The following is a 26,581-nucleotide window of genomic DNA, read 5'->3' as shown; positions in this document are numbered from 1 at the left end:
TTGTTAAGTGTCAATTTGTGCACGCTGTAACTTCCCACTATAGTCCACATAAATACTCTTCCACTCTGTATACACATCAAGTGCGGCCTGACCAGAATCACGATGACCGTTCCCTGTTCCCTTTGTGCCACCGAATGGTAAGTGAATTTCTGCGCCTGTTGTGCCTGCATTGACATACACAATGCCCGTATCAAGTAAATGTTGTGCTTTGAAAATCGTATTCACGTCTTGCGAGAAAATAGAACTAGAGAGACCAAATTTCACGCCGTTATTGACTTCAATCGCCTCTTCTAGACTCCCTACTTCAATAATACTAATGACAGGTCCGAAAATTTCCTCTTGTGCGATAATCATATCTGGTCGTACATCCGTAAAGAGCGTCGGTTCAAAATAAACGCCTTTGTCATAGGGTGGCTCTGTTAAAATATTGCCACCACGTACCAATGTAGCGCCTTGTTGTTTACCGATTTGCACGTAATGATTAATTTTCTCTAGTGCTGCTTTATTGATCACAGGGCCTACTTTTGTCGTTGGATCCAGTCCGTCTCCAATCGTTAATTCGTCCATTGCCTTTAATAAGCGATGAACCACTTCCTCTTTCACATCTCTATGCACGATCACACGACTACACGCTGTACAACGCTGCCCTGCTGTTCCAAAAGCACTCCATAAGATGCCTTCCACCGCTAATTCGATATTGGCATCATCCATCACAATGACTGCATTTTTGCCGCCCAGTTCAAGCGATACCTTTTTTAACAGTTTGCCCCCAAGTTCAGCTACTTTACTACCAGTTGCATTCGACCCCGTAAATGAAATAATGCGAATGTCCGGATGCTCTACTATCGCAGTGCCCACAGTAGGTCCCGTACCAAACACAATATTGACAACACCAGGTGGCAAACCGACCTCTTCAAAAATTTTACCGAGTTCATAGGCCATGAGTGGTGCTTCATTTGACGGCTTCCACACGACTGTATTCCCTGAAACAAGTGCCGGAAACGCTTTCCACGATGCAATGGCGATTGGAAAATTCCATGGTGTAATGAGACCCGCTACCCCAACTGGTGCACGCACACTCATCGCAAATTTATTGGCAAGCTCGGAAGGAACAGTCTCACCAAATAAGCGACGCCCTTCACCCGCCATATAAAACGCCATATCAATGGCTTCCTGTACTTCACCGCGTGCCTCTTCAATCACTTTGCCCATCTCTTTTGTGAGCAGCTCCGCTAAGTATTCTTTCTTCTCTTTTAATTTAAAACCAATTTCATATAAATAATCCGCTCGTTTTGGTGCGGGAACCTGTGCCCATTGTTTTTGTGCATGTTTTGCGGCAATTGCTGCCTCATTTACTTCATGTGCAGTCGACAATGGGATTGTTGCAAGTTGTTCACCCGTGGCGGGATTGATAACCGGCATCATTTTGACACTTGCCGCCACCCAATGTCCATTAATATAATTTTTCACTCCCATCTTTCAGACCCCCTTTTATGTAATTTTATTCTACATTTTCTACTTTAAACCCTTTTTCTCTCATATATATTCCCGTGAAATATTTTTCTCTAAATTATGAAACTTTTTGTACACTTACGCAGTATTATCTAACAAATAACTTTTTTCTGGAGGCGAGTGCATGAATAATCATGAGATTGATTACAAGCTTTACGGCGATGATATGCAATTTGTAGAGGTAGAATTAGATCCACAGGAAACCGTCGTTGCTGAAGCTGGTGCTTTAATGATGATGGAAGATGATATTAAGATGGAAACGATATTTGGTGATGGCTCTAATAATCGTGGTAGTGGCTTGATGGGTAAGCTGATGGGTGCTGGAAAACGAATTCTAACAGGCGAAAGCTTATTTATGACGACCTTTACAAATGAAGGCTCCGGCAAACGTCACGTGTACTTCGCTTCCCCTTATCCTGGGAAAATCGTTCCAATGGATTTAAGTACGTTAAACGGCAAAATTATTTGTCAAAAAGATGCCTTTTTAGCTGCAGCAAAAGGCGTTGAAGTCGGCATTGAATTTCAGCGTAAATTAGGGACAGGCTTCTTCGGCGGTGAAGGATTTATTATGCAAAAGCTTGAAGGCGATGGCATGGCCTTCATCCATGCAGGTGGTACAATTCACGAACGTAAATTACAACCAGGTGAGCGTCTACGTATTGATACAGGGTGTTTAGTCGCGATGACGGCTGACGTAGATTACAGCATTGAAGCAGTAGGCGGCGTTAAAACTGCTTTATTCGGTGGCGAAGGCATCTTCTTTGCAACACTACGTGGGCCTGGTACAGTATGGGTACAATCATTACCATTCAGCCGCTTAGCGAGCCGTGTATTCGCAGCAGCTCCGATGTCTCAAGGCGGTGGCGGTCAGTCTTCAGGTGAAGGTGGAATCGGTGGACTGTTTGATTTGTTCAATAAATAACTGTACGCTAAATCATCGATAAATATGCATGAGTAAGACATACGCTCTCACATAGTGGGAAAAAAAAGAGCATGCCTGCTTTATAAGGGATGCTCTTTACGCATGTTACAACGTTTGAATTGTTTCCTCTAATTTTGTTGCCGCCTCTTCTAAACGTTCAGAAGATTCACCAATACGCTCCGCTACAACGGACAGTTTTTCTACTTGTATGCCTACATTTTCAAAATCTGCAATCGTTGTCTCAATAGAATGTGAAATGTTCGTAAATGATGCAAGAGATTTTTTATTTTCTTCTATACCTTCCCCTACAAGGGTTTGAATGTTATGAATTGCTTCAATGACTTGATTCGTCACGGCGCTCGAATCCCCTATCAATAAGGCGATTTGCTCCACGGACTGCTTTGTTTGATCGGCTAATTTCCGCACCTCATCTGCTACAACGGCAAATCCCTTTCCGTGCACGCCCGCTCTTGCTGCTTCAATAGCTGAATTTAAGGCGAGTAGGTTCGTCTGATTGGCGATCCCTTTGACGATTTCAACTACCGCTTTAATTTCTGAAGAGGAATTGTCTAATTCCTTTACCATAGCTGTCATCTGTATCGTTTTCTCGTTAATTTGAGACGTTTGTTCACTTAAGTGATACATTTGCATCGAGCCTTCTTCCGATGCCTCTTTTGTTTCACGTGCATCATGAATACTACTTTGTAATTGTGCATTCACTTCTTTTATACTCGCTACTAGCTTCACGACCGCTTCGTATGTTTCTTGTGACTGCACCTCTAAAGTGTGTGAAATCCGTCCGATTGTGTCACGTACATCTTGTTTAATTTGATTTTGTTGCTCTTGAAACATGTGAGCTGCTACTTTTTCATATTCCTCTAACACAATCTGTTGTTCAAAATTACAAATTTTACTTAAAGAATTGATAATAAGTTCTGTCTCTACGACATCTAGATCTAAGGAGAATATAATGCTTCGTATCATGTTTTCAATCTTTTGAAACGCGCCTAAATACCATTGGGTTGTCAATCCAATACGTACATGCATTAACGACACACGTGCACGTTTTTCCAAAAAGGCATGATCGATACGCCCATCGAACATTTCAATAATGTGATGACGTAATGTTTGGTGAAGACGTTCAGACGTAGTGCGCTCGTTAATAATACGATAAAACTCTGGTACACTTTCAATCGTTTCATAAAATGCATCGACCACTTCTTGAATATGCACTTCTACATAAGGTTTGACAGCTCGGACTCTATGCAAATCCTCGACCGTTAAGTCAATCATTTTCAGCTGCAATAAGCGAGCAGCATCTTCAATAAAAATCCCTACTCCATTAAATCGCGTGTCGATAATAGATTGTTTTTGCCGTCTATTTCTATTAAATAGAAACATCTTCCACCTCTCCATTCCTTAGCATTGCCCCTCCTACTTGAAACAATTATCTCTTCCTACAATATAGTAAAAAAATTCAACTTATTACAATAATTTTCTCTCGTATAATAGAAAATGACAACGTTTTTTTTAATGTTGTCATACTTTCTATGCCTTATTAACAGGGAAATACCGACTAATAGAAGCTTCACTTTACTTCAGTACATCGTATGAAATACAGAGGGGAATATTTAAATAGGTAGCACGCCTACTGTGTTAAGCCGCGCATTCCGCTTTTGCTCTAAATAAAAATGGCAACATCCTAAAAAAGGATGTTGCCATTTTTATTATAGATATACAATCGCCATTAAAATTATCGCAACAATAATACGATACACGGCAAATGGTGTTAATTTCACACGTGAAATTAATTTTAAGAAGAATTTAATCGAAATCAGTGCGAAAATAAATGCACTTACAAAACCAACAATATAGAAGCTAAGGTGATCTAGATTAATTTGATCCCAGTTTTTCACAAGCGATAACCCGCTCGCCCCTGCCATAATCGGCACCGCCATAATAAACGTAAAGTCCGCTGCTGTTTTATGGTCAAGCCCAAGCAACACACCACCTGAAATCGTTGCACCAGAACGCGAGAAACCAGGCCATAATGATAAACATTGCACAAGACCAATTTTAAAGGCTTTTCCATAAGAAATATCATCAAGTGACGTAATCTTTGGTCTTTTCGGTCCAAATTTATCCGCAATAATCATTAAAAATGCACCGATGAATAAACCAATAATCACCGTTTCAATACCAAATAAATTTTCATCGATATAATCTTCGAATAATACACCAAACACACCAGCTGGAATAATACCGACAATAACATGTCCTAAGTTAAAGCGTGTCGTTGTGTGCCCTTCCATTTTATAAAGACCAACTAAGCTGAGCATGCGCTTCCACATGACAACGACTACCGCTAAAATAGATCCTAGCTGAATGACAATTTTAAATGTATTAGCGGAGCCCTGCCCTAAAAACTCCGTTGTTTTTAACCATAAATCATCAACAATAATCATATGCCCGGTTGAAGAGACGGGCGCAAATTCCGTCATCCCTTCGACAAAGCCGAGGATGAGCGCTTTTAATAATTCCAAAAACTCCATTGTTATACTCCTTATTTTGTAAATTCAATATCAACTACCCAAAGTTCCGACTGAGAACCAATGCGTGTCGGTGGCCCCCAAAAGCCAAAGCCACTGGATACAAGTGCATGCATTGTGTCTTTTAAGCGATGACCATAGTCGAGCTCAAATAATTTGGATGTAATGAAATGATTCGGCCACATCTGTCCCTTATGTGTATGCCCTGACACATGAAAATCGACACCTAAATGGGATGGTGTTGCTAAATCATTCGGCGTATGATTCATCACAAACCAAGGTTTTGACTCGTCTGCCGGCTTTAACTGTTCTAATAGTTGTCGTGATGTATTTGTGAGATCTTCTTGCCCTGTTAAATAGAAACGATTGTCAATCAAAATAGTTTCATCAAGTAGCATTTTCACATTCGATGCTTCCATTTCTGAAATGAGTAAGGGAATTTTTCGACCGTAATATTCATGGTTCCCTAACACCCCGTAAACACCATATGTCGTCTTTAATTGCTTCATGACTTCGTGCATCCCGTCTTCGATATACCATGCTGGATCATCATCAATTAAATCCCCAGCGAGCAACACGATATCTGGCTGTGCTTCATTTGCTAGGTTTACGAACTTTTGTAAATGACCTTTGTTGGACAGCACCCCTAAATGGAAATCAGATGCAACAACAACACGTAGCGGCTCCCCTTTTTTTTCAATTTCAATTGTCAACTCACGTGTAACTGGCGTATAGGCATTATATGTGCCAATCGCAAATAAAACAACAAGCACTATCATACCAAATGTCCCAGCCCATAGCACACTCTTAAATGGTGTCAGCCAAATGACGAGATTGACTATCAAACAAATCACAAGTCCATATTGGAACACAAACATCCAATAGTTACCGATAACCGCCAGTGGCTTCAACAGTTCATGCAGCCGCCCTAAAACAAAGCTAAATGAAACAATAAATAAAACAAGCCAATACACCGCCTCAAACCGAAAGATATTGAGTGCAATGAGCCATTGCTTCAAGTTCCAGCCTAAATAACCTGTAATGCCGCTATATATCGCAACAACAAGTATCCCTATCAATAGTCGCATGTGCGCCACGCTCCCTATTTTTATATCGTTTACTACTGAAGAATTATAGCATAATAGCATGTGCCACTGTAGTACCAGCTTGGTACCGGGGAAGTACCGGCTTTGTACCGGGGACCTCCCCGGTACCAACCAAAAAGCGCCTTCCTATAGAAGGCGCTCCCCATTACCCGATATTCACCTTCACAATTACTTTAAATAAATCACCATCTACATCAATAATAAGTGACCCACCATGTAAATCCACAATCGATTGTGCAATGGCTAGCCCCAATCCTGAACCTTCCGTATGACGTGACGTATCTGCACGTTTAAAGCGCTCTGTTAATTCTTCCACATTACCACCAAGCTCATACTTAGCGATATTTTTCACTGCAAACTCCGCTACACCTGCTACGACTCGTAATGATACGTATACACGCGTGCCTTCTAAGCTATATTTACGGGCATTAACAAGCAAGTTATCGACAACACGCCACCACTTTTGACCGTCCACATACGCATAAATCGGTTGTTCATGAATCGTCACACGTAAATCAAGACCCGCCGCCGTAAAATCTTCTTCGTGCTCCACTACCGTTTGCTGTAGCATTTGCGCTAAATCCACGCGTTGCTTCAAAATCTCAATATTACCGCTTGCCATTTTAGATACTTCGAATAAATCCTCAATCAACGTTTTTAATCGTGCTGATTTTTTATCTAAAATATCCACGTATTTCGTCCGTTCTTCTTCTGGCAAATCAGGGTTTTTCAACAAATCCGTATACGTAATAATCGACGTTAGCGGTGTACGTAAATCGTGACTCACATTTGTAATGAGCTCTGTTTTTAACCGTTCGCTTTTAGCACGCTCATGCATCGATAGCTCCACACCTTGACGTAAAGCATTTAAATTCTCCGCATGTTTGGCAATCGGTGACTTCCCTTTTACTTCAATCGCCGTCGTTAAACGGCCTGCCGCCATATCCTCTGTTTTCTGCATCACACGGTTTAGGTAGCCCATGCGTTTTATATACACATACAACACCGGTAACAAAACGAACATAAATAATGGTGCATAAATCAACAGTAACGCTGGTTGTAATAACACACCCGCAAAACCAAGCCCTGCAAGGAAAAAGACGATAAACATTACTACCGTTTGTTGACCAATCGATTTATTTAAAAAGGCCTCTCGCATCGCTTCTACTAAACGGATAAAGATTGAATTTTCCGCCGAAAGCCCTTCACGTTTCACAGCATCATATCCCCATATTGCCGTGACAATCGCGACTGCGGTGAAAGCAAAACCAAATAAAAACAGCACGACTTCTTCAAAGTTTAAAAAATAGTTTTGAGAAATAAAATAAACCTGTGATTCGATTCGGTACGGAAAACTTTCTATAAAATTAAACGCCAATAACCCTGTGATCATCGGAATGACTAAACGAACATCAAGCGGTAAACGGTGGAACTTCGCTTCTAGCTCTGGAACAGCTGAAAACAATTCACGGCTTGGCTTTAACATCGTAGCGAGTAAACTAATCGCCACTAAACTGATGACCCAAAGTGTATATAAAACCCATTTTTGAAGTGTAAAAATATCATACGATTCTGCAAATCCCGTCTCATCCATGGCTGATTTTAATAGCGACACTTCTCCTATAAACCATTGACCTTCATTCGATACATCGATATACGTATTACTGATTCCTGCACCATCTGCTATATAATCATTTAAATAGATAGTGCGATTCCCTTCCGTATATAATTCATCGCCTTTTTTAAACTGAATACGGTGGGCGACTTTTTCTGGGGATTTTTTTTCGTATACTTCGCCCGCTTCATTCGTTAATCGATACGTAAAATAACTATATTGCTCTTTAAACTGACGCGCCCTTTGTTCATATTCTACTTTATATTTGGCTAACGCCTGTTTCTTGATTGCGAGTATTTTTCCCCTTGCTACTTCGTTACTTTCAAAATTTCTTCGCACTTCCGCTAATTTTTGATCCCGCTCTTGCTGTAAGCGTTGCGCTTCACTTGTAGCTGGAGCAGTATCCGTTTTTTCTTCCGCAGTTGTTTCTTCCTGCGTCGTTTCTGTTTCTACGACGGTCTCCTCACCAGTTACTGCACTTTCATACTGCGCGCGAATATTCGCCAGTTGTTCTTCCAATGACCCGTAATACTCACGGTAATACATAATTTCATCATCATTCACTTGAATAGCGCGCTCTGCTTGTTCAAAATCAATCGGGTCTAATACATATTCTTTCAAACCTTCTAAAAAGTAATCTTGCTCATTTACTATGTCATGAGAATCAAAATAATTTTGCCCAATAAAACCTTGGCCTTTTATTAAAAACGACCAAACACCTAGCACCCCTAAAAATATAAGAAAAAGAGTAAGGAATAAACGTTTTTTCATTTGTCATTCCTCCTAAAATAGTCTTTGTAAAAATTGGATAGTCTCCAGTAAATCTGTGTTGATCCAGCGCCAAACATATGCCCCGATGCATACGAATCCAATAATGGCTGCAACCACACTACATGTCGTACAAATATCGAGTAGCTTATTTTTCAATTTTGTATCCAAGTCCCCACACCACTTTCAAGTAACGTGGATTTTTCGGATCAGCCTCGATTTTTTCACGAATTTTACGAATATGTACAGCAACGATATTTTCAGCGTTATACGCCTCCTCGTTCCATACAAGCTCATAAATTTCACTGATCGAAAACACACGTCCTGCATTTTTTAAAAGAAGCTCTGTAATTTTATATTCAATCGGTGTCAGCTTCACTGGTTCTCCGTCAAGTCGTACCTCTTTTGCCTCTGGATGTAATGTAAGCCCATCTGTTTGCTCTTGTCGTGCATACGTCCCTAGTTCCGTATAGCGTCGTAGCTGACTTTTCACCCGCGCCATTAGCTCCAGTGGATGAAATGGCTTCGTTAAATAATCATCGGCCCCTATGGATAGCCCATGAATTTTATCTGTCTCCTCTGCCTTCGCGCTGAGCATCAAAATCGGGATATTGCGCTCCTCTCGAATTTTAAATGTCGCCGTAATCCCGTCCATCTTCGGCATCATAATGTCTAAAATGATTAAATGTACTTCATGCTGCTTGAGCATGTCTATCGCCTCCAGCCCATTCGCTGCCTTCAGCACATTAAACCCTTCATTCTTTAAATAGATCTCAATTCCATCACGAATATCTTGATCATCATCCGTCACAAGTACAGTTAGCTTGTCCACCCTCAACACCTCACTGCTTTTTCTTATAATTATATCGTACTGAACAAACCTTAGGATTTTATAAGGACAAATCTGAAGAATTTCTTAAGAAACGCCTAGCAACCACTAAATAACCATATTATACCATTATATTGAAATAAAATAAGGTTACCTTATAAAGATAACCCTGAAAATGCCGGAAATTTCAATTTTAGTGTAAATCGTTCTTTTTCATAGATAAAATCTAAATGCCCATCACATTGCTTGACAATATCAGCGACAATAGTAGTCCCTAAACCGTCATGGCTCTCCTTAGTCGTCAACCCTTCCCTTTCAAACAAGCCATCTGTAATACGGCTTGGTAAAGGGAGTGTACTATTTGTACATTGTAAAATAAACAAGCCACTTCGCTTGATCAGCTCCACATCTACAAATGCTTGTGTACGATATTCACGCTGCCACTGACCAGCAGCATAGATGGCATTGTCTAATATATTTCCCATCAGACTTACTAGTTGTTTATCTGTCAGCGGTAATTGTGAGCATGGGACATCCAATCGATAATTCAATGCAATATTCTGTGCTCGTGCCTGCTTAAACGCTTCGTGTAATACAGCTGCTACTGCACCGCGCTCCCCTTTAATCGATAAATTCGTTTCTTCATAGCTGTTCACAATGCTTGCTACATAACGCTTTGCCCCCGCTATATCATCATCTTCTATCATAAACTGCAATGCAGCGATATGCTTTAAATAGTCATGTCGCTCTTTTTTTACTTCTTGGAACACATCATTAAATTGCTGTTGTTGCTCCTCTGCCTCTATGGATGTCATGCGCATTACTCGCAAATCACGCTCACATTTTGTTCCATATAAAAAGAACATCGCTCCTGCTAACGCAATCAATACGTAACCACTAGAAGGCTCCAACAACCAATAGCTGCCCCCCAATAGAAGCTGCCCTGCTAACATGCTTGAAGAGGCTTCCACGATACGAAACATGCTATAGCTAACTAGAAGCGCAACAACTAACGCGACCCAAATCGGCCAATGAAGCCATTCATGTAGCAAGCTATAACTATGTAATAAACAAATTCCGATATAAACGATTAGCTTCCCCATCCCTAAACTCCTTTACCTCAAAGCACTTCGACTAGATGTTCCTACTAAAAATAATGCTTCTGCAAATAATCAATGTTTTCCTTCGTAATCATCGCCTTATCCTCAATCCCCTCAAACGAGACTAAATACGAATTTTTCGCATATAGCGAAAAATTCGTCACGTAATGAATATTAATAATAAACGATCGATGCGAACGTAGGAAATCGCGCTCCCTGAGTTCACCCTCTAATTCATTTAACGTTTGATATGTCTTCACTTGTCCATTTTTCGTATGAATCGTCGTTGAGCGACCAGAGCGTTCGATAAAAATAATGTCCTTTTTTTGAATGATATGTATGTCTGCCTTTTGTTTAATATAAATGCGCCCAGCCATCCCTGCACTTTGTAGCTTTACCTTTAATCGCTCTACCGATTGAATAAGACGTTCCTTTGTATAAGGCTTCATAATGTAATCATGCACATTTAATTCAAATGCATGAACCGCATATCCGCTACTCGCCGTCACAAAAATCACGGCAATATTTAATGCGTGTGTATGAATAATATCTGCAAGCTCATAGCCAGATAAGTTTGGCATTTCTATATCGGCAATTAATAATTGAATTGACTGCTTTTTAATTTGCTCATATGCCTCTTCAGCCGAAACGGTCGAGAAAACAATTTCTATGTCGTCTATCGAACCTATAATCGCTTCTAACTTTTGCAAATCGATTGGACGATCATCCACTAAACCTACCTTCACACCCACTCACCTATCCCCAACTTATATTTTCCTATTTTATCAAATTTCAACGCCATTTGGACAATTCACGACAGGAAACGGTACTTTCGCGACATGTTCGTAGATACAAGCCCGTTTCCTTTGTAACATGAAGACAATAAAGAATAAGAGGTGAACAGCTGCATGATTGAAATTAAAGAAGTCACGAAGCAGTTTCAAGATAAGAAAAAATATATTACTGCTTTAAAAGAAGTATCCTTAACGATTCATAAAGGCGAAGTAGTTGGCTTACTTGGCGAAAATGGTGCTGGTAAAACAACCCTTCTTCGTGCCATTGCTACACTAAATGAACCAACATCCGGTTCCATTTCTGTGGCCGGATTCGGTACAATCACCCAACCAAATGAGGTCAAAAAACGTCTTGGTGTATTATTTGGCAGTGAAACGGGGTTATATGACCGCCTAACAGCAAAGGAAAACCTCGAATATTTCGCGTCCCTTTATGGTCTCGGCAAGCATGAAACAAAAGTACGTATTGACCACCTCGCTAAAATGTTTGGCATGCGCGATTATTTGAACCGTAAAGTCAGTGGATTTTCAAAAGGGATGCGTCAAAAAGTAGCGATTGCTCGTACATTACTACACGATCCAGACATTATTTTATTTGACGAACCAACAACAGGGCTTGATATTACGTCATCAAACGTCTTCCGTCAGCTCGTACACCAGCTAAAGCGAGAAGGAAAAACCATTATTTTCTCTAGCCATATTGTCGAAGAAATCACGATGCTTTGCGATAAGGTAGCGATGATTCATAAGGGTGAGCTTATTTATAACGGCACGCTAGAAGCACTGTATGAGCAGGAGCAAAATCAGGATTTAAACTATATTTTCATGAGTAAGCTAGTGAGAGGAGCAGAATAAGATGTTTACAATCTTAAAAAAAGAATTAAAGGATTGCTTTCGTGACCGACGCACCCTTTTGTTAAGTGTATTACTACCAATGCTTCTAATGAGTGGACTTGTATTTTTCTATGAATACTTAATGACAAATGGTGAAGGTGAAACCCATACAATTGCTATTCAAGAAGGGACGTTAGAAGTAGTAGAAACCATTTTTACAGAAGACACGCTCACATTTAAAGAAGTAACAAATGTAGAGCAAACGGTAACAGATGCTGAAGCAGAAGCCGGTCTTATTTTGACAGCAAATTTTATTGACATGGTGCAGGACAAGCAAAACCCACCCGTTCGAATCTTAGCAGATGCTTATAGTGCAAATGGTAGCTTTGCAGCAAGTCAACTAGAGATGGGACTCGCCACATTTAGTCAACAGCAGGTGATGAATACACTAGTGACGGAAAATATTAATCCAGCTATTTTACAACCATTCACGATTGAGCATGTACAAACAGTGGAAGGTAACGACTCCATCATGATGATTACCTATTTAATCTCCATCATGCTCTCCCTTACTGTATTTGCTGGAGCATATCCAGCCGCATCTGATTTACTCGCTGGGGAAAAAGAACGCAAAACGATGGAGGCACTACTCATCACACCTGTGAATCGCTTTACATTGTTATTTGCTAAATGGCTTACACTAGTGATTATTGCTAGCATTACGGGCATTATCACCCTAATTGTTTTATCATTCGAAATTTACTTCTTTACAGAAAACCTAAAAGCTGGCCTACAGTTTGAAAATGGATTGACGATGGTTGTTTTAGCATGTTGCATTATCACAATCTCTTATAGCACACTAGTGGCAGCGCTCCTTTTGTTAGCGAGCCTATTTGCTAAAACAATAAAAGAATCACAAAGCTATATTTCACCTCTTATGATGCTCGCTATGTTACCTGCCATTTTTATGATAAACATTGGCGTGAATGAATTAACAATGACTCACTTTATCGTACCAATCTTAAATATATTTGCTATCTTTAAAGAACTATTACTAGGCATTATTGATTATTCACACATCGTCACAGTTTTAGGTAGTAACTTAGTTGTCATGGTTATTTTATTAATGGTGGCACGCCTATTCTTCTTAAAAGATCGGTGGGTAGTGTCCAATTAAAGGAGGTTTTCTCTGTTGAATAAATGGCTCTCTCCCTTTTACGTGACGATTGCACTCACTATTGCTTTTATTGTGAGTGCTTTTACATCATTTGCTCATACAACAAACTTTTTCGCATTGTCTCTTGTGTTATTTTTCATGACGATTTTCATTCATGAGCTCGGGCACGTTGTATTTGGACTATTCGCAGGCTATCGCTTTATCTATATGACGATTGGGCCACTCACAATTGAAAAAAGCGAAAAGTTAAAAATCGTACCCAATCATAGCTGGGCCATGTTTGGTGGTGTCGCCTACTGTATGCCGATTAGTACAGATCACGAATTAACAAAAAAGCATATGTGGTATGCAGCAGGTGGACCACTATTTAGTATAGGGGCAGCGATTCTTTTACTTGGATTATGGTACTTAACGGATGCTTCACTTTTGGCATACGCTATGACATTACATGGGGCTATTTTTGTTGCTACTGCTATTCCAATGCGGATGGCAGGTGGCTTCTACTCCGATGGCTATATATGGATGATGTTAAAACGTGGCGGTGAAAAATCACAGCAATATGTGGCAATGTTGTTATTAACGAAAGAACTGATGTCACCTAAAAAACCTTCCGAATGGAATAAATCATTGATTGAGGACGCAAAAAAAATGACACCATCCGCTGACAATATCCTCGCAGCCTATACGGTGTTTTATTATGAATTAATGACGAACGGGTTTAAGGTTGCATCACAAGCTATGGATTCATTTAAAACGATTCCGATTACCAATAAAAATCAACTATTATTACAACATGTGACACATGTACGTCAAATTGATTCCTATATATCGGATCATCCAGATAAAGCGCTCATCACGTCATTGCATGCACAGTTATCAAAAGTCGAACCGATTAGCTATAAGCGCAGCGAAGCATTATTAGCCTCTTTACAAGGCGACAAGAAACTAGCGGAGAAACGACTACAGGAAGTGATAGAGCAATGCGAGCAACAGATGACGCAATACGGCTTTTTTGAAGGAGAAAAGCAGTTAACCGCTTTCCTTCAGCAAGTGATGCAAATACGAGATTAAGATGGTACGGGGAGAAGTACCATCTTTCTTAGTTTGTAGTAACTACTTCGTAATGCCTTTGAATAAATTGTTTAAGTATATTCATTTTCTCCTTTGAATCTATTACTTCAAATGGAATATATACCTCATGTTGTTTCCTTTTAAATTTACGTAATGCGGATACATTAAAACCCATTCTATTTTCCGCCTCTTGTTGAATCAGTTCTCCCTTGTTTGACTGAGGATTTTTAGGGTCAACATGTAAAATCAAACACATATAGGGCTTTCCTGGCGCCAGTGTCGCAAACTTTGGCATCATCCCCAAAAAAGATACCGGCTTGTATCCTAATACTAAGCTTTTTTCAGCAATCGTCACCTTCATTGGTCCAAGTTCATTTAATAAAAATTTATGCAATTCATTAAATACCATTAACTCATTCATCATTTTCCCTCTTCCTTCGATAGAGTCTCACTCCGAAGTAGTCTTCCCCCCCATCGTTAATACTAAAATTCCCCCTAAAATAAATCCAACACCAATCCAAGACGTCCACGATAAGTACTCACCTAAGAAAAATACACCGAGCAGTGCAGCTGTTAGTGGCTCTGCTAAACTAAGTGTCACGGCGGCAGAAGAACTGACGAAACGAAGCCCTCCTAAAAAGAGTAAATAGGCGACACTCGTTGTCATAATCCCCATGTATAACATCGGGACAAAGTTTTGCATGTTGCCAATCCACACCAATCCATCCATCAGCGCGACGGGAGATAAAAATAACGCGCATAAAGAAAACGTCATTGCCACAGCTGGTAATGTGTCCGCGCTTTTGGTTAGCTGTTTACTCACATTTGTATAAAGCGCAAACATCAATCCACCACCTAGCGCAAGTAGGACGCCCACTACATCGACGACGGCTTCCCCGCGATTTACAAAAAGCAATATACAGCCTGTAATCGCAAAGCTTGTCGCCATTGCCCAAATGCGGGACGGCTTCGTTTTCCAAATCAGCCATTCCAGTATGCCTGAAAATACAGGGGCACTGCCAATTGTGACAACCGTGCCAATCGCCACACCTGTAAAGCGAATCGATGAGAAAAATAAACATTGGAACAGCGCAATCGCGACTGCTGCGGCTATGTTCCATTTCCATGGCCATGTGTGCCAATTCGTTTTTCGCATCAGCAATACAACGATCAGTAGTGCCCCACCACCAATCCCCGACCGTACACAGGCTACAGCAAATGACGAAATCCCATCCTGTAAAAATGTTTGTGTTGTCCCCGTTGTCCCCCACAGCATCGCTGCCAGTAACACGGCTATGTATGGTAAAGCTTGCATGATGAAATCCCCTCTTTTCTCTCACTACAACCATTATATTGGAAATAGCTAACTTTTAAGAGTACGTTATATCATTTATCCGCGACTTTGAGCAGAATATACGCGGGTTCGACTGAAATATACGCGACTTTCAGGAACAAAACAGCAAAAAAGAAGCCTGTCTCCCAGACAGACTTCTTCAGTTAAACATGTCCTCATCACAAGTATCCTTATTTCACATTAGTTGGCATGACGATTGTAAAGGTACTTCCCTCACCAAGTACACTCTCTACCTGAATTGTCCCATCATGCAAGGAGACAATTTGCTTCACAATGGCTAGCCCAAGACCTGTTCCATCTTTTTTCCGCGCTTCATCCACGCGATAAAAACGTTCAAATACTTGTTCACAAGCCTCTGCCGTCATTCCAATTCCCGTGTCTTTAAAGACGACCTCTAGCATCGCCCCGACAGGACGACATGAGATAAATATAGTGCCCCCTGCATCCGTATATTTAATCGCATTGGACAGTAAATTATCCCAGACATTCACCAGTAGTTCCTCATCAACGATCGCTGTTGTTTCTTCGAGCTTATATGATAGCTCCATTTCTTGTTCATGGAGACGCCACTGATACTTACGAAGCACGTCTCTTAACTGCTCATCTATTCGTACTTCTTTCATTTTTAATGGATAAGCCACTTGGTCAAGGGATGTTAAGAGCAGTAGCTGCTTCGTTAAATTAGAAAGATGCTTCGATTCACGGTCAATGATCGCCGAATATTCGATTCGTTCCACATCGGATACGTTCTCATCTTGCAATAAATCGGCATAGCCTTGAATGTTCATAAGGGGGGATTGGAAGTCGTGTGACACATTACTAATGAACGCCTTCCTTGCCTCGTCATTATACGCTAGCTGTCGTTGCATCGAATGAAAGCTTTCGGCAAGTTGCCCAAGCTCATCCTTCCGTGTAATTTCCAGTGCATAATCGAAATCCTCATTAGATACCGCCTTCGTTGCCTCTGTTAGTTGTGTAATCGGGCGAATGAATTGGCGTGTCATCCAGACAACGCCCATTATACTTACAATCGCAATGGTCAATACAAAACCAACGAGGACCATATGGAAATCCGAAAATAACGTTTTATTATCTTGCCGTAAAAAGAGGCCGTATTTTTCACCATTCATTTCAAACGGAATCCCTACCGTATTATGCAATTTATTCGAAAAATGAGCCATCATTGAAAATCGACTTTTAAAATCTTGCATCCCCTGATAAATTTCCCCATCGAAAACCGTTGTTAATGCTTCTTTGGGCATTTCTTTGTCGCTAAAGGAGGCGCCATAATATTGATACTGACCACCTTCACTAATGATCACAAGCTGATACCCTAGTAGCCCAACAGATGTTAAGTACTCATCTATCGAATGGCGGGATTCATGCATATACAATAAAATACGCGTCACTTCTTCTGCTGTTTCAACTTGCTGTGCATCGATTTTTTCTTTTGTAAACGTATAATACACCATATTGGCTAGGATAAAACCAATCCCGATACTGCATAGTAAAATCAACACTGTCGCGAAGATGAATTGATTGTATAAGGACTTCATACTATTACCTCTAGCTTGTAGCCCACACCACGCACCGTTTGAATTTCGACGGACGCCCCATGTCGTTTAAGGCGCTCACGGATACGATTAATATGCGTATTTAACGTCAGCTCATGCCCTTCATAATCAGCTCCCCATGTTTGCTCAATAAGTGCAGCACGCTGCGTCACCTTTCCAACACGTGACGCTAGCATACTAAGCAATTCAAATTCCTTCATCGGTAGCATAATTGTTTCCTGGTTAATGATCACCTCAAAATTTTTTCGGTCGATTTTTATATTGCCTACCTCGATCATTGCTTCCAGTGAACGCTCAAAACGACGCATTACAACAGCTACGCGAAATAGCAGCTCTTTCGGTTCAAATGGTTTCACAATATAATCCTCAGATCCTGCACTAAACCCTTGCTCTTTGTCTTCTAGCTGCCCTTTCGCTGTCAATAGAATGACTGGAATCTCTAGTTCCTTTGTTAATATTTTCGTTAACTCAAAGCCATTCATGCCCGGCATCATCACATCAACAATCGCTAAATCAACCTCGATCTCTTCAAGTAATTTCAGTGCCTGTTGCGCATCACTTGCCCGCTTCACCTGATAGCCCTCTCGTGTTAAATGAATCGACACCAGCTGTAAAATATCCGCATCATCATCAACCACTAAAATTCGCATACAATCCCTCCATCCCTTAAAGTATGAGAGGTTTACTTATCTTTTTCAAAAAATAAGATTAAAGATGGTAATAACATCCCCCGCACTAAAAATGTATCAATTAAAATACCGACTGCCACCATAAAACCAAAGATAAATAAATCAGCAATTGGCATCGTTGTTAGTGCTGCAAATGTCGCTGCTAAAATCACACCGGCGGATGAAATCACGCCACCTGTATTACGAATCGCAACTTCAAGTGCATCCTTCACCTTCATCAGCTTCCGTTCCTCTAAGAAACGTGAGACTAAAATAATATTGTAATCAATACCAAGCGCAACTAAGAAAATAAATGCATACACAGGTACACGGGTACTAATCGCATCATAACCAAATAATACATCGACTAAGAAAATCCCTAACCCTAATGCAGATACGTACGAAATTAAAATCGTTGCCATCATATAAATTGGCATCTTCCATGAGCGAGTTAAAGCAAATAATAAGGCTAAAATTAGTACTGTTTCAAGCAATACAATTTTAATAATATCGCTGTTATTTACCTCTCGTTCATCTACTAATTTCATCGTGATCCCGCTATAATAAACGTCAGCTTCCACACCGATGTCATCCATCATAGCCACCGTATGTGCACGAAGCTCCTGCATAAAGTCGATTGCTTCTATTGAATACGGATTTAATGCTAGCGCAACACTAAATTTTGCGGCTGTTTCATCTGCTGTTGTAGCAGAGAGACGTACGGAGCTAATTTCTTCATAGCTTGTCAGCTGCTCTGTAAATGCCACGATATCTGCTTCTGTTAATACTTTCTCACTTTCCAGGATAATTGTAGTTGGCGCTAGCTCCCCTTTATCAAACTTTGATTCTACAATCTCATATCCTATACGAGAAGGTAACTCTTCTGGGAATTTTTTCACTGTATCGAACTCGTACTCTAAATTAAATACATTGAACGCTGTAATGAACATAAAGATTGCTACAATCCCACCTGAAAGCCCTGGTTTATTGACAACAAATTTAGCAATCGGTCCCCATAAACCATGCTTCACTTCTTTATGTTCACCATATTTCGGGACTTTTGGCCAAAACGCTTTTCGACCAAATAACGTAAATAGCGCCGGTACTAACGTGACAGAAGCGAACATAATAATAAACATCGCCGTCCCAAAAATCGGAGCGAAGTTTTGGTAATCACGGAAATCCGCGAAAAATAATACAAGCATCGCAGCTAAAACCGTACCACCTGCAAATACAACAGGTTCCCCTGTTGCACGCATCGCATGCTTCATCGCTTCATATTTATCTTCATAATGATTTAGCTCTTCTCGGTAACGCGAGAATACAAATAATGAATAATCGATTACCGCCGCAAAAAGTAAAATGCTCATAATCGATGTCGTCGAGTTATTAATTTCTAACCCACGCGCACCCATTAGTGCAATGATTTGATTTACTACTTGATATACAACTACTGTCGCAAATAGTGGAATAAATGCTAGTAGTGGTGATCGATAAATTACGATTAGTAGTACTAAAATAATAATGATTGTCGCAAATAGTAATTTGAAGTCTGCTGCTTCAAATAGTTTGATCGTATCACCAGCAATCCCAGCTGGACCTGTTATATAGAAATCTGTCTGCAAATCTTTTGCAACGTCATTTCCAGTAGCAGAAGCTCGATCATTAATTTCAGCATAATCCGCATTGCCAAGACCTGCCTCTAAATTCATTGGGACAATCATAGTTGATTTGTCTTCTGACGTAAAACCTGCTAATGCTTGCGGGGGTAATGTAGAAATATCAATGATAGTATCGACACCTTCAATATTTTCCGCAAGTATCGCATTCAAAATTTGCTTCACTTCATCTACATTCACTTCCCCGTTTTCATTATGAAAGACGAGTATCCCTGGTGTCCCTTGATCATTTGGGAACAATGCCTCTGATTTTTGCTCAGCGATAATCGCTTCTGCCTCGTCCGGAAGCGATTGAAAGTTTGATACTTTATAGTCGCCTAGCTTCGGGCCTGCACTTAGCCCTACCATCAATACTAACCAGACGATAATGGTCGTCCACATGCCACGTTTTGTGGAAACCCAATCTGTAATAGGATGTAACAGTTTATTCACTTCATTTCCTCCTCTATCGAAAATACTACGTTTTACATCATAGCGGACGAATATAAATTCAATATAAACTAACCGTGTTATAATCAAATTAAAAACGGAGGTCATCCAAATGTACAAAACAGTCGAGGAAACCGCCAAAGATATTGGTATGCCCGAGCATCAAATCTTACAATACATTTACAATGGCCGCATTAAAGCCGTACATGACGGTGAGCAATTTTTAGTGAACAGCCGTCAATTTGACACGTACCACGAGCAGCTGGAACGCATTAAACAAGAAATTGAAATTTGGCGTAATACACCGATTCCAGAAGATATTGATGTGAAAGACGAAGATTAACTAAAACTATACGTAAAAAAGATCCTGCGTAGGCGGGATCTTTCTCGTTTCGAATACCACATAAAAAAGTACTACAGCTATGTTCAAACTGTAGTACTTGTACATTGTTATTCATTTAAGATAGAAGGGTTATTTTTATTTTCTGGCTTGTCTTTGTTTTCATTATCGTTCTGTTTTTTCGCTTGATTATTTTGGCCAATGACACCTAAATCATCAGCACTAATATCCAAACCATACCCGTACTCTTCACGATCTAATCCATTTTTCTTCTTTTTTTCTTTTGCCAAAAGGCTCACCTCCATTTATTAAAGTATCCCTTTTGGCTTTTTTTATGCTCATTCCTCACTTTTTACAAAATCATGCAAGTTAGTGTTTTTGAACACTTATAATTTTCATACAAAAAACGCCCTCCTATAAAGGAAGGCGCTGTAAATTAAATCGATACAACAAATCCTGCACGTTTGCCAATGATTTCAGCATAATCTTCCACCATAACGGAAGCTGTTGGATACATCCCTGCACCTGGACCTGTTACCGTTAACGTCCCGATATAATTTGTCTCCATTGAAACAGCATTGAATACATCATCAATTGGGAATAATGGATGTTCAGCATTTACTAGCATCGGTGCTACTTTCCCAATAATTTGACCTTCTGCATTTTTCTCAACCTCTGCCACATGGCGATAACGTAAGCCTTTTTCATTTGCAGCTTTAATATCATCTAGTGTTAATGTATCGATCCCGATGACTTCTACTTCTGACCACGCTGGCTGTTCCCCAAATGCAAGATCGGATAGGATCATTAATTTTTTAAATGCGTCCTGACCTGATACGTCATTAAATGGATCTGCTTCTGCATAGCCTAGGCGCTGTGCTTCTGCTAATGCTTGATCATAGCTCCAACCTTCTTGACGCATTTTCGTTAACATATAGTTCGTCGTCCCGTTTAAAATGCCTTGAATACGGCTGACATCGTTCACTAGTAAAATATTTTTCATTGTTTTAATAATAGGTACGCCACCCGCAACCGTTGCCTCATAGCCTACGAATACACCATTCTTTTTCGCTAGCTCTTGTAGCTCTATCCCACGCTTGGCAAACATCACTTTATTTGCCGTAACGACATGGCATTTATGTTCAATCGCACGTTGTAAATAAGAAAATGCAGGTTCTTCGTTCACAATTGCCTCAAATACAACTTGCATCCCTTTTTCTGCGAATACATCATCAATATTATCTGTTAATAAATGCTTCGTTCCTGGTACACGCTCTCTTGACGTATCACGCACTAAAATTTTCGCTACTTCTAGTTCTACGCCTAGTTTTTCACGTAGTTCTTCACGCTTTTCATTTAAAATATGGTAAATCCCTTGACCTACTGTGCCAAAACCTAAGATGGCCGCCTTGATTACTGCCATAAATGTCTCCTCCAAAATCCGTAAAAAATCTATATAAACAAATTATTCTAAAAATTTAACATAGGAAAATTTTATCGTATATCCTATATGAAAACAAGAAAAATCTTCTCTAGATGAACAATTGTTTTTTTAAAATGCACACAAACACCGTTACATTGTCGTAAACCTTTCAAAATTCCGACACATTTAGAGTTTCTTCTATTAATAAATAGAAAAAGCATCCTAGATTTGGATGCTTTCTTTAAAGCTTTGAAAAGTAAGGGGACTTTTCAGAAGCATATATTTTATAAACTACACGGCAACATCTGCATAAGAATGGCGATAACGATCCAGTACTTTCTTTACGATGATTTCTTCCTTTTTCGTAAAGGGTGGTACCCCATATGTACGATGGACAAGCTGGAATTCACCAAACTTTAAAAACCATTCCTTCGCTGGTAAGCTAATATGATTTGTTCCGTACTCCTGGTATGCATCATACACTTCCTTTATGATGTAACCCGTTGTTTCAAGGTCGTGTGTGGCTTCTGAAAATGCGCTATGTCCGAATGCTTTTTTCCACATCGCATCGACACGCCCTAATAAATATTGGATTGAAATTTGATTTACGAAAGCATGTACTTCATTTAATTCGTATACAAAATATGCTGCGACGTTTTGCGCACTGTAAACATTGCCCATTTTCAACACTCCTTTTCCTACAATTTCAGTTGGTTTTATCTTTAACCTTATATTAATACACCGACAACCTATTGTCAATAATGTTTATAAAATTACTAGGTTTTATTTTTGAAAATAAAAGTGGCTTCCTCGTGAAATGATACGAGTATTACCACCTCCCTTTGCCGCATGAGGCAATTTATTTACCACTAATGGCTATATTTTAAACTTGTGCGCCTGCTTGAGCTTGTGATTTAGCTAAAGCTTGGTCTAAGTCAGCAATGATATCTTCTACATTTTCTAAGCCGATTGAAAGACGAATGAGTCCCTCTGATACACCCGCTACTTGTAATTGCTCTGCTGATAATTGTTGGTGTGTAGTAGACGCTGGGTGAATCACTAATGAACGTGCATCTCCAACGTTTGCTACGTGCGATAGTAGTTCTACACTATTGATGAACTCGCGCCCTGCATCACGACCGCCTTTTAATTCAAATGTGAGCATCGAGCCGTAACCATGCTTTAAATATTTCTTCGCCGCATCATGTGATGGGAAGTCTTCAAAGCCTGGGTAATTTACTTTTTCCACGAATGGGTGGTTTTTTAAGTACTCCCCTACTTTTGTTGCATTTTCATTGTGACGAGCCACACGCAAATGAAGCGTTTCTAGCCCTTGAATGAAGTTAAAGGCAGCGTCTGCTGATAATGTTGGCCCAAAATCACGTAATAATTGCACACGTAATTTTGTTGCGAATGCTGCATTGGGTACATCAATACCATAGCGTAAGCCGTGGTAGCTTGTGTCTGGTTCTGTAAATCCTGGGAAGCGACCTTGCGTCCAGTCAAATTTCCCTGCATCTACGACTACGCCACCAATTGTCGTACCGTGACCACCAATCCATTTTGTAGCGGAATGGACCACAACATCGGCACCGAAGTCAATCGGATTTGAGCCATATGGCGATGGGAATGTATTGTCGATAATTAATGGTAAGCCATGCTCATGTGCAATATTTGCTACTGCTTCGATATCTAAAATATTTAAAGACGGATTCCCTACTGTTTCTGCATATAATGCTTTTGTGTTTTCATTAATAGCTTTACGGAAGTTTTCTGGATCACTTTCGTCTACGAATGTCGTTGTAATGCCGTAACGAGGTAGTGTGTTCGCGAATAAATTGTATGTGCCGCCATAAAGCGAACCTGCTGCTACAATGTTATCTCCTGTACCTGCAATATTTAAAATTGAGAATGCGATTGCAGCGGAACCAGATGAAAGCCCTACTGCAGCCGTCCCTTTTTCAATTAAAGCAATACGTTCTTCAAATACGCCAACTGTTGGGTTCATAATACGTGAATAAATGTTTCCTGCCTCTTCTAAAGCGAAAAGACGTTGCGCATGAGCAGTGTCTTTAAAGGCATACGCCGTTGTGCGGTAAATAGGTACAGCGATTGCGCCTGTGACAGGATCTGGCTTTTGACCACCGTGTAATAATAACGTTTCTGGTTTTTGTGACATGAGTAAATTCCTCCTAAAGTATAATCGATGGATAATCGGTTGAGGAGGATTTCGAAAACGTAACCCCTCTTAATTTGGAAGTTGCTTTTTATACAAATGAGTACAAAAAGCCCTCTTCTCAAAATAAGAAGAGGGCTGCGAATGAGCAAGTTTTCCTCCCCTTATCTTTCAGATCCCGATTCGAATCTGTAGGAATTAGCACCTTAGTAAGTTGTTACTGGTTGCTGGGCATCACAGGGCCTAGTCCCTCCGCCTCTCTCGATAAGAGTATATGATTCATGTTCCATCTGTTGTTTCACAGTATAAAACAATTAAATCCGATTCGTCAACTATTAATTTAAAATTTTCTGAAATTAACGCTTTATACTCTCCTACTAAACTATTAATTAACTAAATTTTAACAGTATATTCATATAGAAACGTTATAATCAACATAACAATTAGGAATGTACAGGCATTGTAAAATCAGCATTAAAATGATGCCTAAAGAAGTTAAATACATTTCTAATATAATACTTAACAACCTGATGTCAGTTGTTAACTCATAACGGGCAAATTAAGAAACATATATTACCATTTAAGTAACCGTTACTTTCCGCTGCGGCACTCGCTTTCCACGGGCGAGATCAAGCCTCCTCGTCGCTCATCCTTCGCTTCTGCGGGGTCTTGATTGTCTCGCTTTTCCCGTAGGAGTCTCGTGCCTCCGCTACAAGCAACTATTGTTCAATAAAAATAGTGTGCTCAAAACAATAAATATCCTCAGAGATTACAGGGGCTACTAGGCAACGATATGTGTAAATAGAAAGAAAATGATTTCTTTTAAAGAAGAGAAATGTTTTTCTAGTATATTGAGAAGTATTTACTTTTGCCGTAGCGCGCCATCGCCACAGGAGCCGGAACAGGAGATCCAAACAGGCCGCGCCTGTTTTAGCTCCTGTGTAGGCTGTGGCAAAGCGCGGAGGCTATGATACATACCTTTCACTATTTAACTGATATTTTTAGGATGCAATTTTGCTCATTACGAGGTTGTTAAGTATTATAAACATCTATTAAAAGGAGTGTGGCATGATGGGAAAATTACAAGCTTCAAAATCAACACCTTCTGTACAAACCGTAGTCATAGAACCAAAAGAAACGAACAAACGCAATTTAAAACCACTCTGGATTGGACTTGCATTTGCAGCACTAATTATCATTACGTTGTTACCGAACAACGGGGAATTACCTATAGCAGGGCAACGTGGACTTGCTATTTTAGCATTCGCTGTTATTTTATGGGTAACAGAAGCCGTTTCTTATCCAGTCAGCTCTGCCATGATTATCGGATTAATTGCCCTTTTACTTGGCTTTGCGCCATCCATCGCAGACCCAACTGTAGCATTAGGAACAAAGGACGCTTTAAAGCTAGCACTTGGTGGCTTTAGTAACTCTGCTGTAGCACTTGTAGCAGCCGCACTATTTTTAGCAGCTGCTATGCAGGCAACAAACTTACATAAACGGTTGGCGTTATGGGTTTTATCTCTTCTTGGAACAAAAACAAAAGCCATTGTTTTTGGGGCGATTTTAGTATCCATTATTTTAGCCTTCTTCGTACCAAGTGCCACTGCTCGTGCAGGGGCTGTTGTCCCCATTTTACTCGGCATGGTGGCAGCATTCGGTCTAGAGAAAAATTCACGCCTTGGTGCATTACTCGTGATTACGGCTGTACAAGCTGTTTCGATTTGGAATATCGGCATTAAAACTGGGGCTGCTCAAAATATGGTGGCCATTGGATTTATCCAAGAACAATTCGGCATCGATATTTCATGGGGCGCTTGGTTCTTGTATGCTGCACCCTTCTCCATCCTTATGTCCATTGCACTGTTTTTCATTATGAATATGTTAATTAAACCAGAGACAGATCAGATTGATGGCGGGAAAGAAGTCATTAAAAAACAGTTAGCAGACCTTGGACCGTTAAAAGGACAAGAAATTCGTTTAATCATGATCTCCATAGTACTATTATTTTTATGGGCAACGGAAGGGATCGCCCATCCGTTTGATACAACGACTGTCACAATTGTCGCCATCGCTCTATTATTAGCACCGAAAATCGGTGTATACACTTGGGAACAAGTTGAAAAACTCATTCCATGGGGAACAATTATCGTATTCGCTGTAGGGATTGCACTTGGTACTGTATTATTAGCTACACAAGGGGCCCAATGGTTATCGGATACAGTCTTTGGTTCACTTGGCCTTGATTCGATGCCGATTTTAGCCACTATTGCACTTGTCACAGCATTTAACATTCTCATTCATCTTGGTTTTGCGAGTGCCACAAGCTTAGCATCCGCACTCATTCCCGTATTTATTGCGTTAGCAACGACCATTACATTAGATATAGACCAAGTTGGGTTCGTATTAATACAACAATTTGTGATTAGCTTTGGCTTCTTACTACCAATTAGCGCACCACAAAATATGTTAGCTTATGGGACTGGTGCATTTACAACGAAAGATTTCTTAAAATCCGGTATTCCTTTAACAATCTTCGGCTATTTACTTGTCCTACTATTTAGTGCGACTTATTGGAAATGGATTGGCTTACTGTCATAAAATATTATAAGATGGGCTTAATGGGTTTCCTTTAAGCCCGATTTTTTACATAAGGGGGAG

23 protein-coding genes and 1 riboswitch are annotated in these 26,581 nt (G+C 40.1%); of the genes, 6 read left to right on the top strand and 17 right to left on the bottom strand.

Annotated features, from left to right (window positions below; all coding sequences use genetic code 11):
- Positions 1–3: 3 nt before the first annotated feature.
- Positions 4–1,476, bottom strand: coding sequence for an aldehyde dehydrogenase family protein (locus AC3II9_RS06075; RefSeq protein ID WP_489154026.1), 1,473 nt, complete (start codon positions 1,474–1,476; stop codon positions 4–6).
- Positions 1,477–1,636: 160 nt separating this feature from the next.
- On the opposite strand from AC3II9_RS06075, the gene AC3II9_RS06070 reads away from it, so the two are divergent.
- The gene (locus AC3II9_RS06070) at positions 1,637–2,434 is read left to right on the top strand and encodes a TIGR00266 family protein (protein WP_489154024.1); all 798 of its coding nucleotides are present in this window, start codon (positions 1,637–1,639) and stop codon (positions 2,432–2,434) included.
- A 105-nt stretch (positions 2,435–2,539) separates the two neighbouring features.
- Here AC3II9_RS06070 and AC3II9_RS06065 read toward each other — a convergent pair whose 3' ends face one another.
- From AC3II9_RS06065 to AC3II9_RS06035, 7 genes are all read right to left on the bottom strand, one after another.
- Positions 2,540–3,850, bottom strand: coding sequence for a protoglobin domain-containing protein (locus AC3II9_RS06065; RefSeq protein ID WP_489154022.1), 1,311 nt, complete (start codon positions 3,848–3,850; stop codon positions 2,540–2,542).
- Between the two features lie 311 nt (positions 3,851–4,161).
- Entirely contained in the window at positions 4,162–4,986 is an 825-nt protein-coding gene (locus tag AC3II9_RS06060; RefSeq protein ID WP_489154020.1) for an undecaprenyl-diphosphate phosphatase, read from the bottom strand.
- 11 nt (positions 4,987–4,997) lie between these two features.
- Positions 4,998–6,071, bottom strand: a complete 1,074-nt coding sequence (locus AC3II9_RS06055; protein WP_489154018.1) for a metallophosphoesterase — start codon at positions 6,069–6,071, stop codon at positions 4,998–5,000.
- A 163-nt stretch (positions 6,072–6,234) separates the two neighbouring features.
- Positions 6,235–8,475: a sensor histidine kinase gene (locus tag AC3II9_RS06050; RefSeq protein WP_489154016.1), complete on the bottom strand. Its 2,241-nt coding sequence runs from the start codon at positions 8,473–8,475 to the stop codon at positions 6,235–6,237.
- 145 nt (positions 8,476–8,620) lie between these two features.
- Positions 8,621–9,304 (bottom strand): response regulator transcription factor, encoded by a 684-nt coding sequence (locus AC3II9_RS06045; RefSeq protein WP_489154014.1) that lies wholly within the window; start codon positions 9,302–9,304, stop codon positions 8,621–8,623.
- Positions 9,305–9,456: 152 nt separating this feature from the next.
- Complete coding sequence (locus AC3II9_RS06040) at positions 9,457–10,404, bottom strand: sensor histidine kinase (RefSeq protein ID WP_489154012.1); 948 nt, start codon at positions 10,402–10,404, stop codon at positions 9,457–9,459.
- A gap of 44 nt (positions 10,405–10,448) precedes the next feature.
- Positions 10,449–11,147: a LytR/AlgR family response regulator transcription factor gene (locus AC3II9_RS06035; RefSeq protein ID WP_489154010.1), complete on the bottom strand. Its 699-nt coding sequence runs from the start codon at positions 11,145–11,147 to the stop codon at positions 10,449–10,451.
- A gap of 162 nt (positions 11,148–11,309) precedes the next feature.
- Between AC3II9_RS06035 and AC3II9_RS06030 the strand changes: the two genes are divergently transcribed.
- The 3 genes from AC3II9_RS06030 to AC3II9_RS06020 are packed head-to-tail and all read left to right on the top strand — an operon-like array spanning position 11,310 to position 14,277.
- Entirely contained in the window at positions 11,310–12,050 is a 741-nt protein-coding gene (locus AC3II9_RS06030) for an ABC transporter ATP-binding protein (protein WP_489154008.1), read from the top strand.
- Position 12,051: 1 nt separating this feature from the next.
- On the top strand, positions 12,052–13,206 hold the full coding sequence (locus AC3II9_RS06025; protein WP_489154006.1) for an ABC transporter permease: 1,155 nt from the start codon (positions 12,052–12,054) through the stop codon (positions 13,204–13,206).
- A gap of 15 nt (positions 13,207–13,221) precedes the next feature.
- Positions 13,222–14,277: a M50 family metallopeptidase gene (locus AC3II9_RS06020; RefSeq protein WP_489154003.1), complete on the top strand. Its 1,056-nt coding sequence runs from the start codon at positions 13,222–13,224 to the stop codon at positions 14,275–14,277.
- Between the two features lie 28 nt (positions 14,278–14,305).
- Here AC3II9_RS06020 and AC3II9_RS06015 read toward each other — a convergent pair whose 3' ends face one another.
- The 5 genes from AC3II9_RS06015 to AC3II9_RS05995 all read right to left on the bottom strand — a co-directional run bounded on the left by AC3II9_RS06015 (position 14,306) and on the right by AC3II9_RS05995 (position 19,984).
- Entirely contained in the window at positions 14,306–14,698 is a 393-nt protein-coding gene (locus AC3II9_RS06015; protein WP_489154001.1) for a hypothetical protein, read from the bottom strand.
- A 27-nt stretch (positions 14,699–14,725) separates the two neighbouring features.
- Complete coding sequence (locus AC3II9_RS06010) at positions 14,726–15,592, bottom strand: DMT family transporter (protein ID WP_489153999.1); 867 nt, start codon at positions 15,590–15,592, stop codon at positions 14,726–14,728.
- Between the two features lie 209 nt (positions 15,593–15,801).
- Positions 15,802–17,187: a sensor histidine kinase gene (locus tag AC3II9_RS06005; protein WP_489153997.1), complete on the bottom strand. Its 1,386-nt coding sequence runs from the start codon at positions 17,185–17,187 to the stop codon at positions 15,802–15,804.
- Positions 17,184–17,855, bottom strand: coding sequence for a response regulator transcription factor (locus tag AC3II9_RS06000; RefSeq protein WP_489153995.1), 672 nt, complete (start codon positions 17,853–17,855; stop codon positions 17,184–17,186). The genes AC3II9_RS06005 and AC3II9_RS06000 overlap by 4 nt, the downstream gene beginning before the upstream one ends.
- Before the next feature lie 32 nt (positions 17,856–17,887).
- Entirely contained in the window at positions 17,888–19,984 is a 2,097-nt protein-coding gene (locus tag AC3II9_RS05995; RefSeq protein WP_489153993.1) for an MMPL family transporter, read from the bottom strand.
- A 109-nt stretch (positions 19,985–20,093) separates the two neighbouring features.
- On the opposite strand from AC3II9_RS05995, the gene AC3II9_RS05990 reads away from it, so the two are divergent.
- A complete protein-coding gene (locus AC3II9_RS05990) occupies positions 20,094–20,324 on the top strand; it encodes a MerR family transcriptional regulator (protein ID WP_489153991.1) in 231 nt (76 codons plus the stop codon).
- A gap of 107 nt (positions 20,325–20,431) precedes the next feature.
- Here the strand turns inward: AC3II9_RS05990 and AC3II9_RS05985 are convergent, their stop codons facing one another.
- From AC3II9_RS05985 to AC3II9_RS05970, 4 genes are all read right to left on the bottom strand, one after another.
- Positions 20,432–20,620 carry a hypothetical protein gene (locus AC3II9_RS05985; RefSeq protein ID WP_391376333.1) on the bottom strand — a complete coding sequence of 63 codons (189 nt, stop codon included), beginning with the start codon at positions 20,618–20,620 and terminating at the stop codon, positions 20,432–20,434.
- Between the two features lie 137 nt (positions 20,621–20,757).
- Positions 20,758–21,744, bottom strand: a complete 987-nt coding sequence (locus AC3II9_RS05980) for a homoserine dehydrogenase (RefSeq protein ID WP_489153989.1) — start codon at positions 21,742–21,744, stop codon at positions 20,758–20,760.
- A 291-nt stretch (positions 21,745–22,035) separates the two neighbouring features.
- A complete protein-coding gene (locus tag AC3II9_RS05975) occupies positions 22,036–22,425 on the bottom strand; it encodes a hypothetical protein (RefSeq protein WP_489153987.1) in 390 nt (129 codons plus the stop codon).
- A 202-nt stretch (positions 22,426–22,627) separates the two neighbouring features.
- The gene (locus AC3II9_RS05970) at positions 22,628–23,923 is read right to left on the bottom strand and encodes an O-acetylhomoserine aminocarboxypropyltransferase/cysteine synthase family protein (protein WP_489153985.1); all 1,296 of its coding nucleotides are present in this window, start codon (positions 23,921–23,923) and stop codon (positions 22,628–22,630) included.
- A 158-nt stretch (positions 23,924–24,081) separates the two neighbouring features.
- A riboswitch (SAM riboswitch) is annotated at positions 24,082–24,191 on the bottom strand.
- A gap of 800 nt (positions 24,192–24,991) precedes the next feature.
- Here AC3II9_RS05970 and AC3II9_RS05965 point away from each other — a divergent pair.
- The gene (locus AC3II9_RS05965) at positions 24,992–26,521 is read left to right on the top strand and encodes an SLC13 family permease (RefSeq protein ID WP_489153983.1); all 1,530 of its coding nucleotides are present in this window, start codon (positions 24,992–24,994) and stop codon (positions 26,519–26,521) included.
- Positions 26,522–26,581 lie beyond the last annotated feature (60 nt).

Source organism: Lysinibacillus sp. RU7 (assembly GCF_057837305.1).
This window is presented reverse-complemented; position numbering and strand designations above follow the sequence as displayed.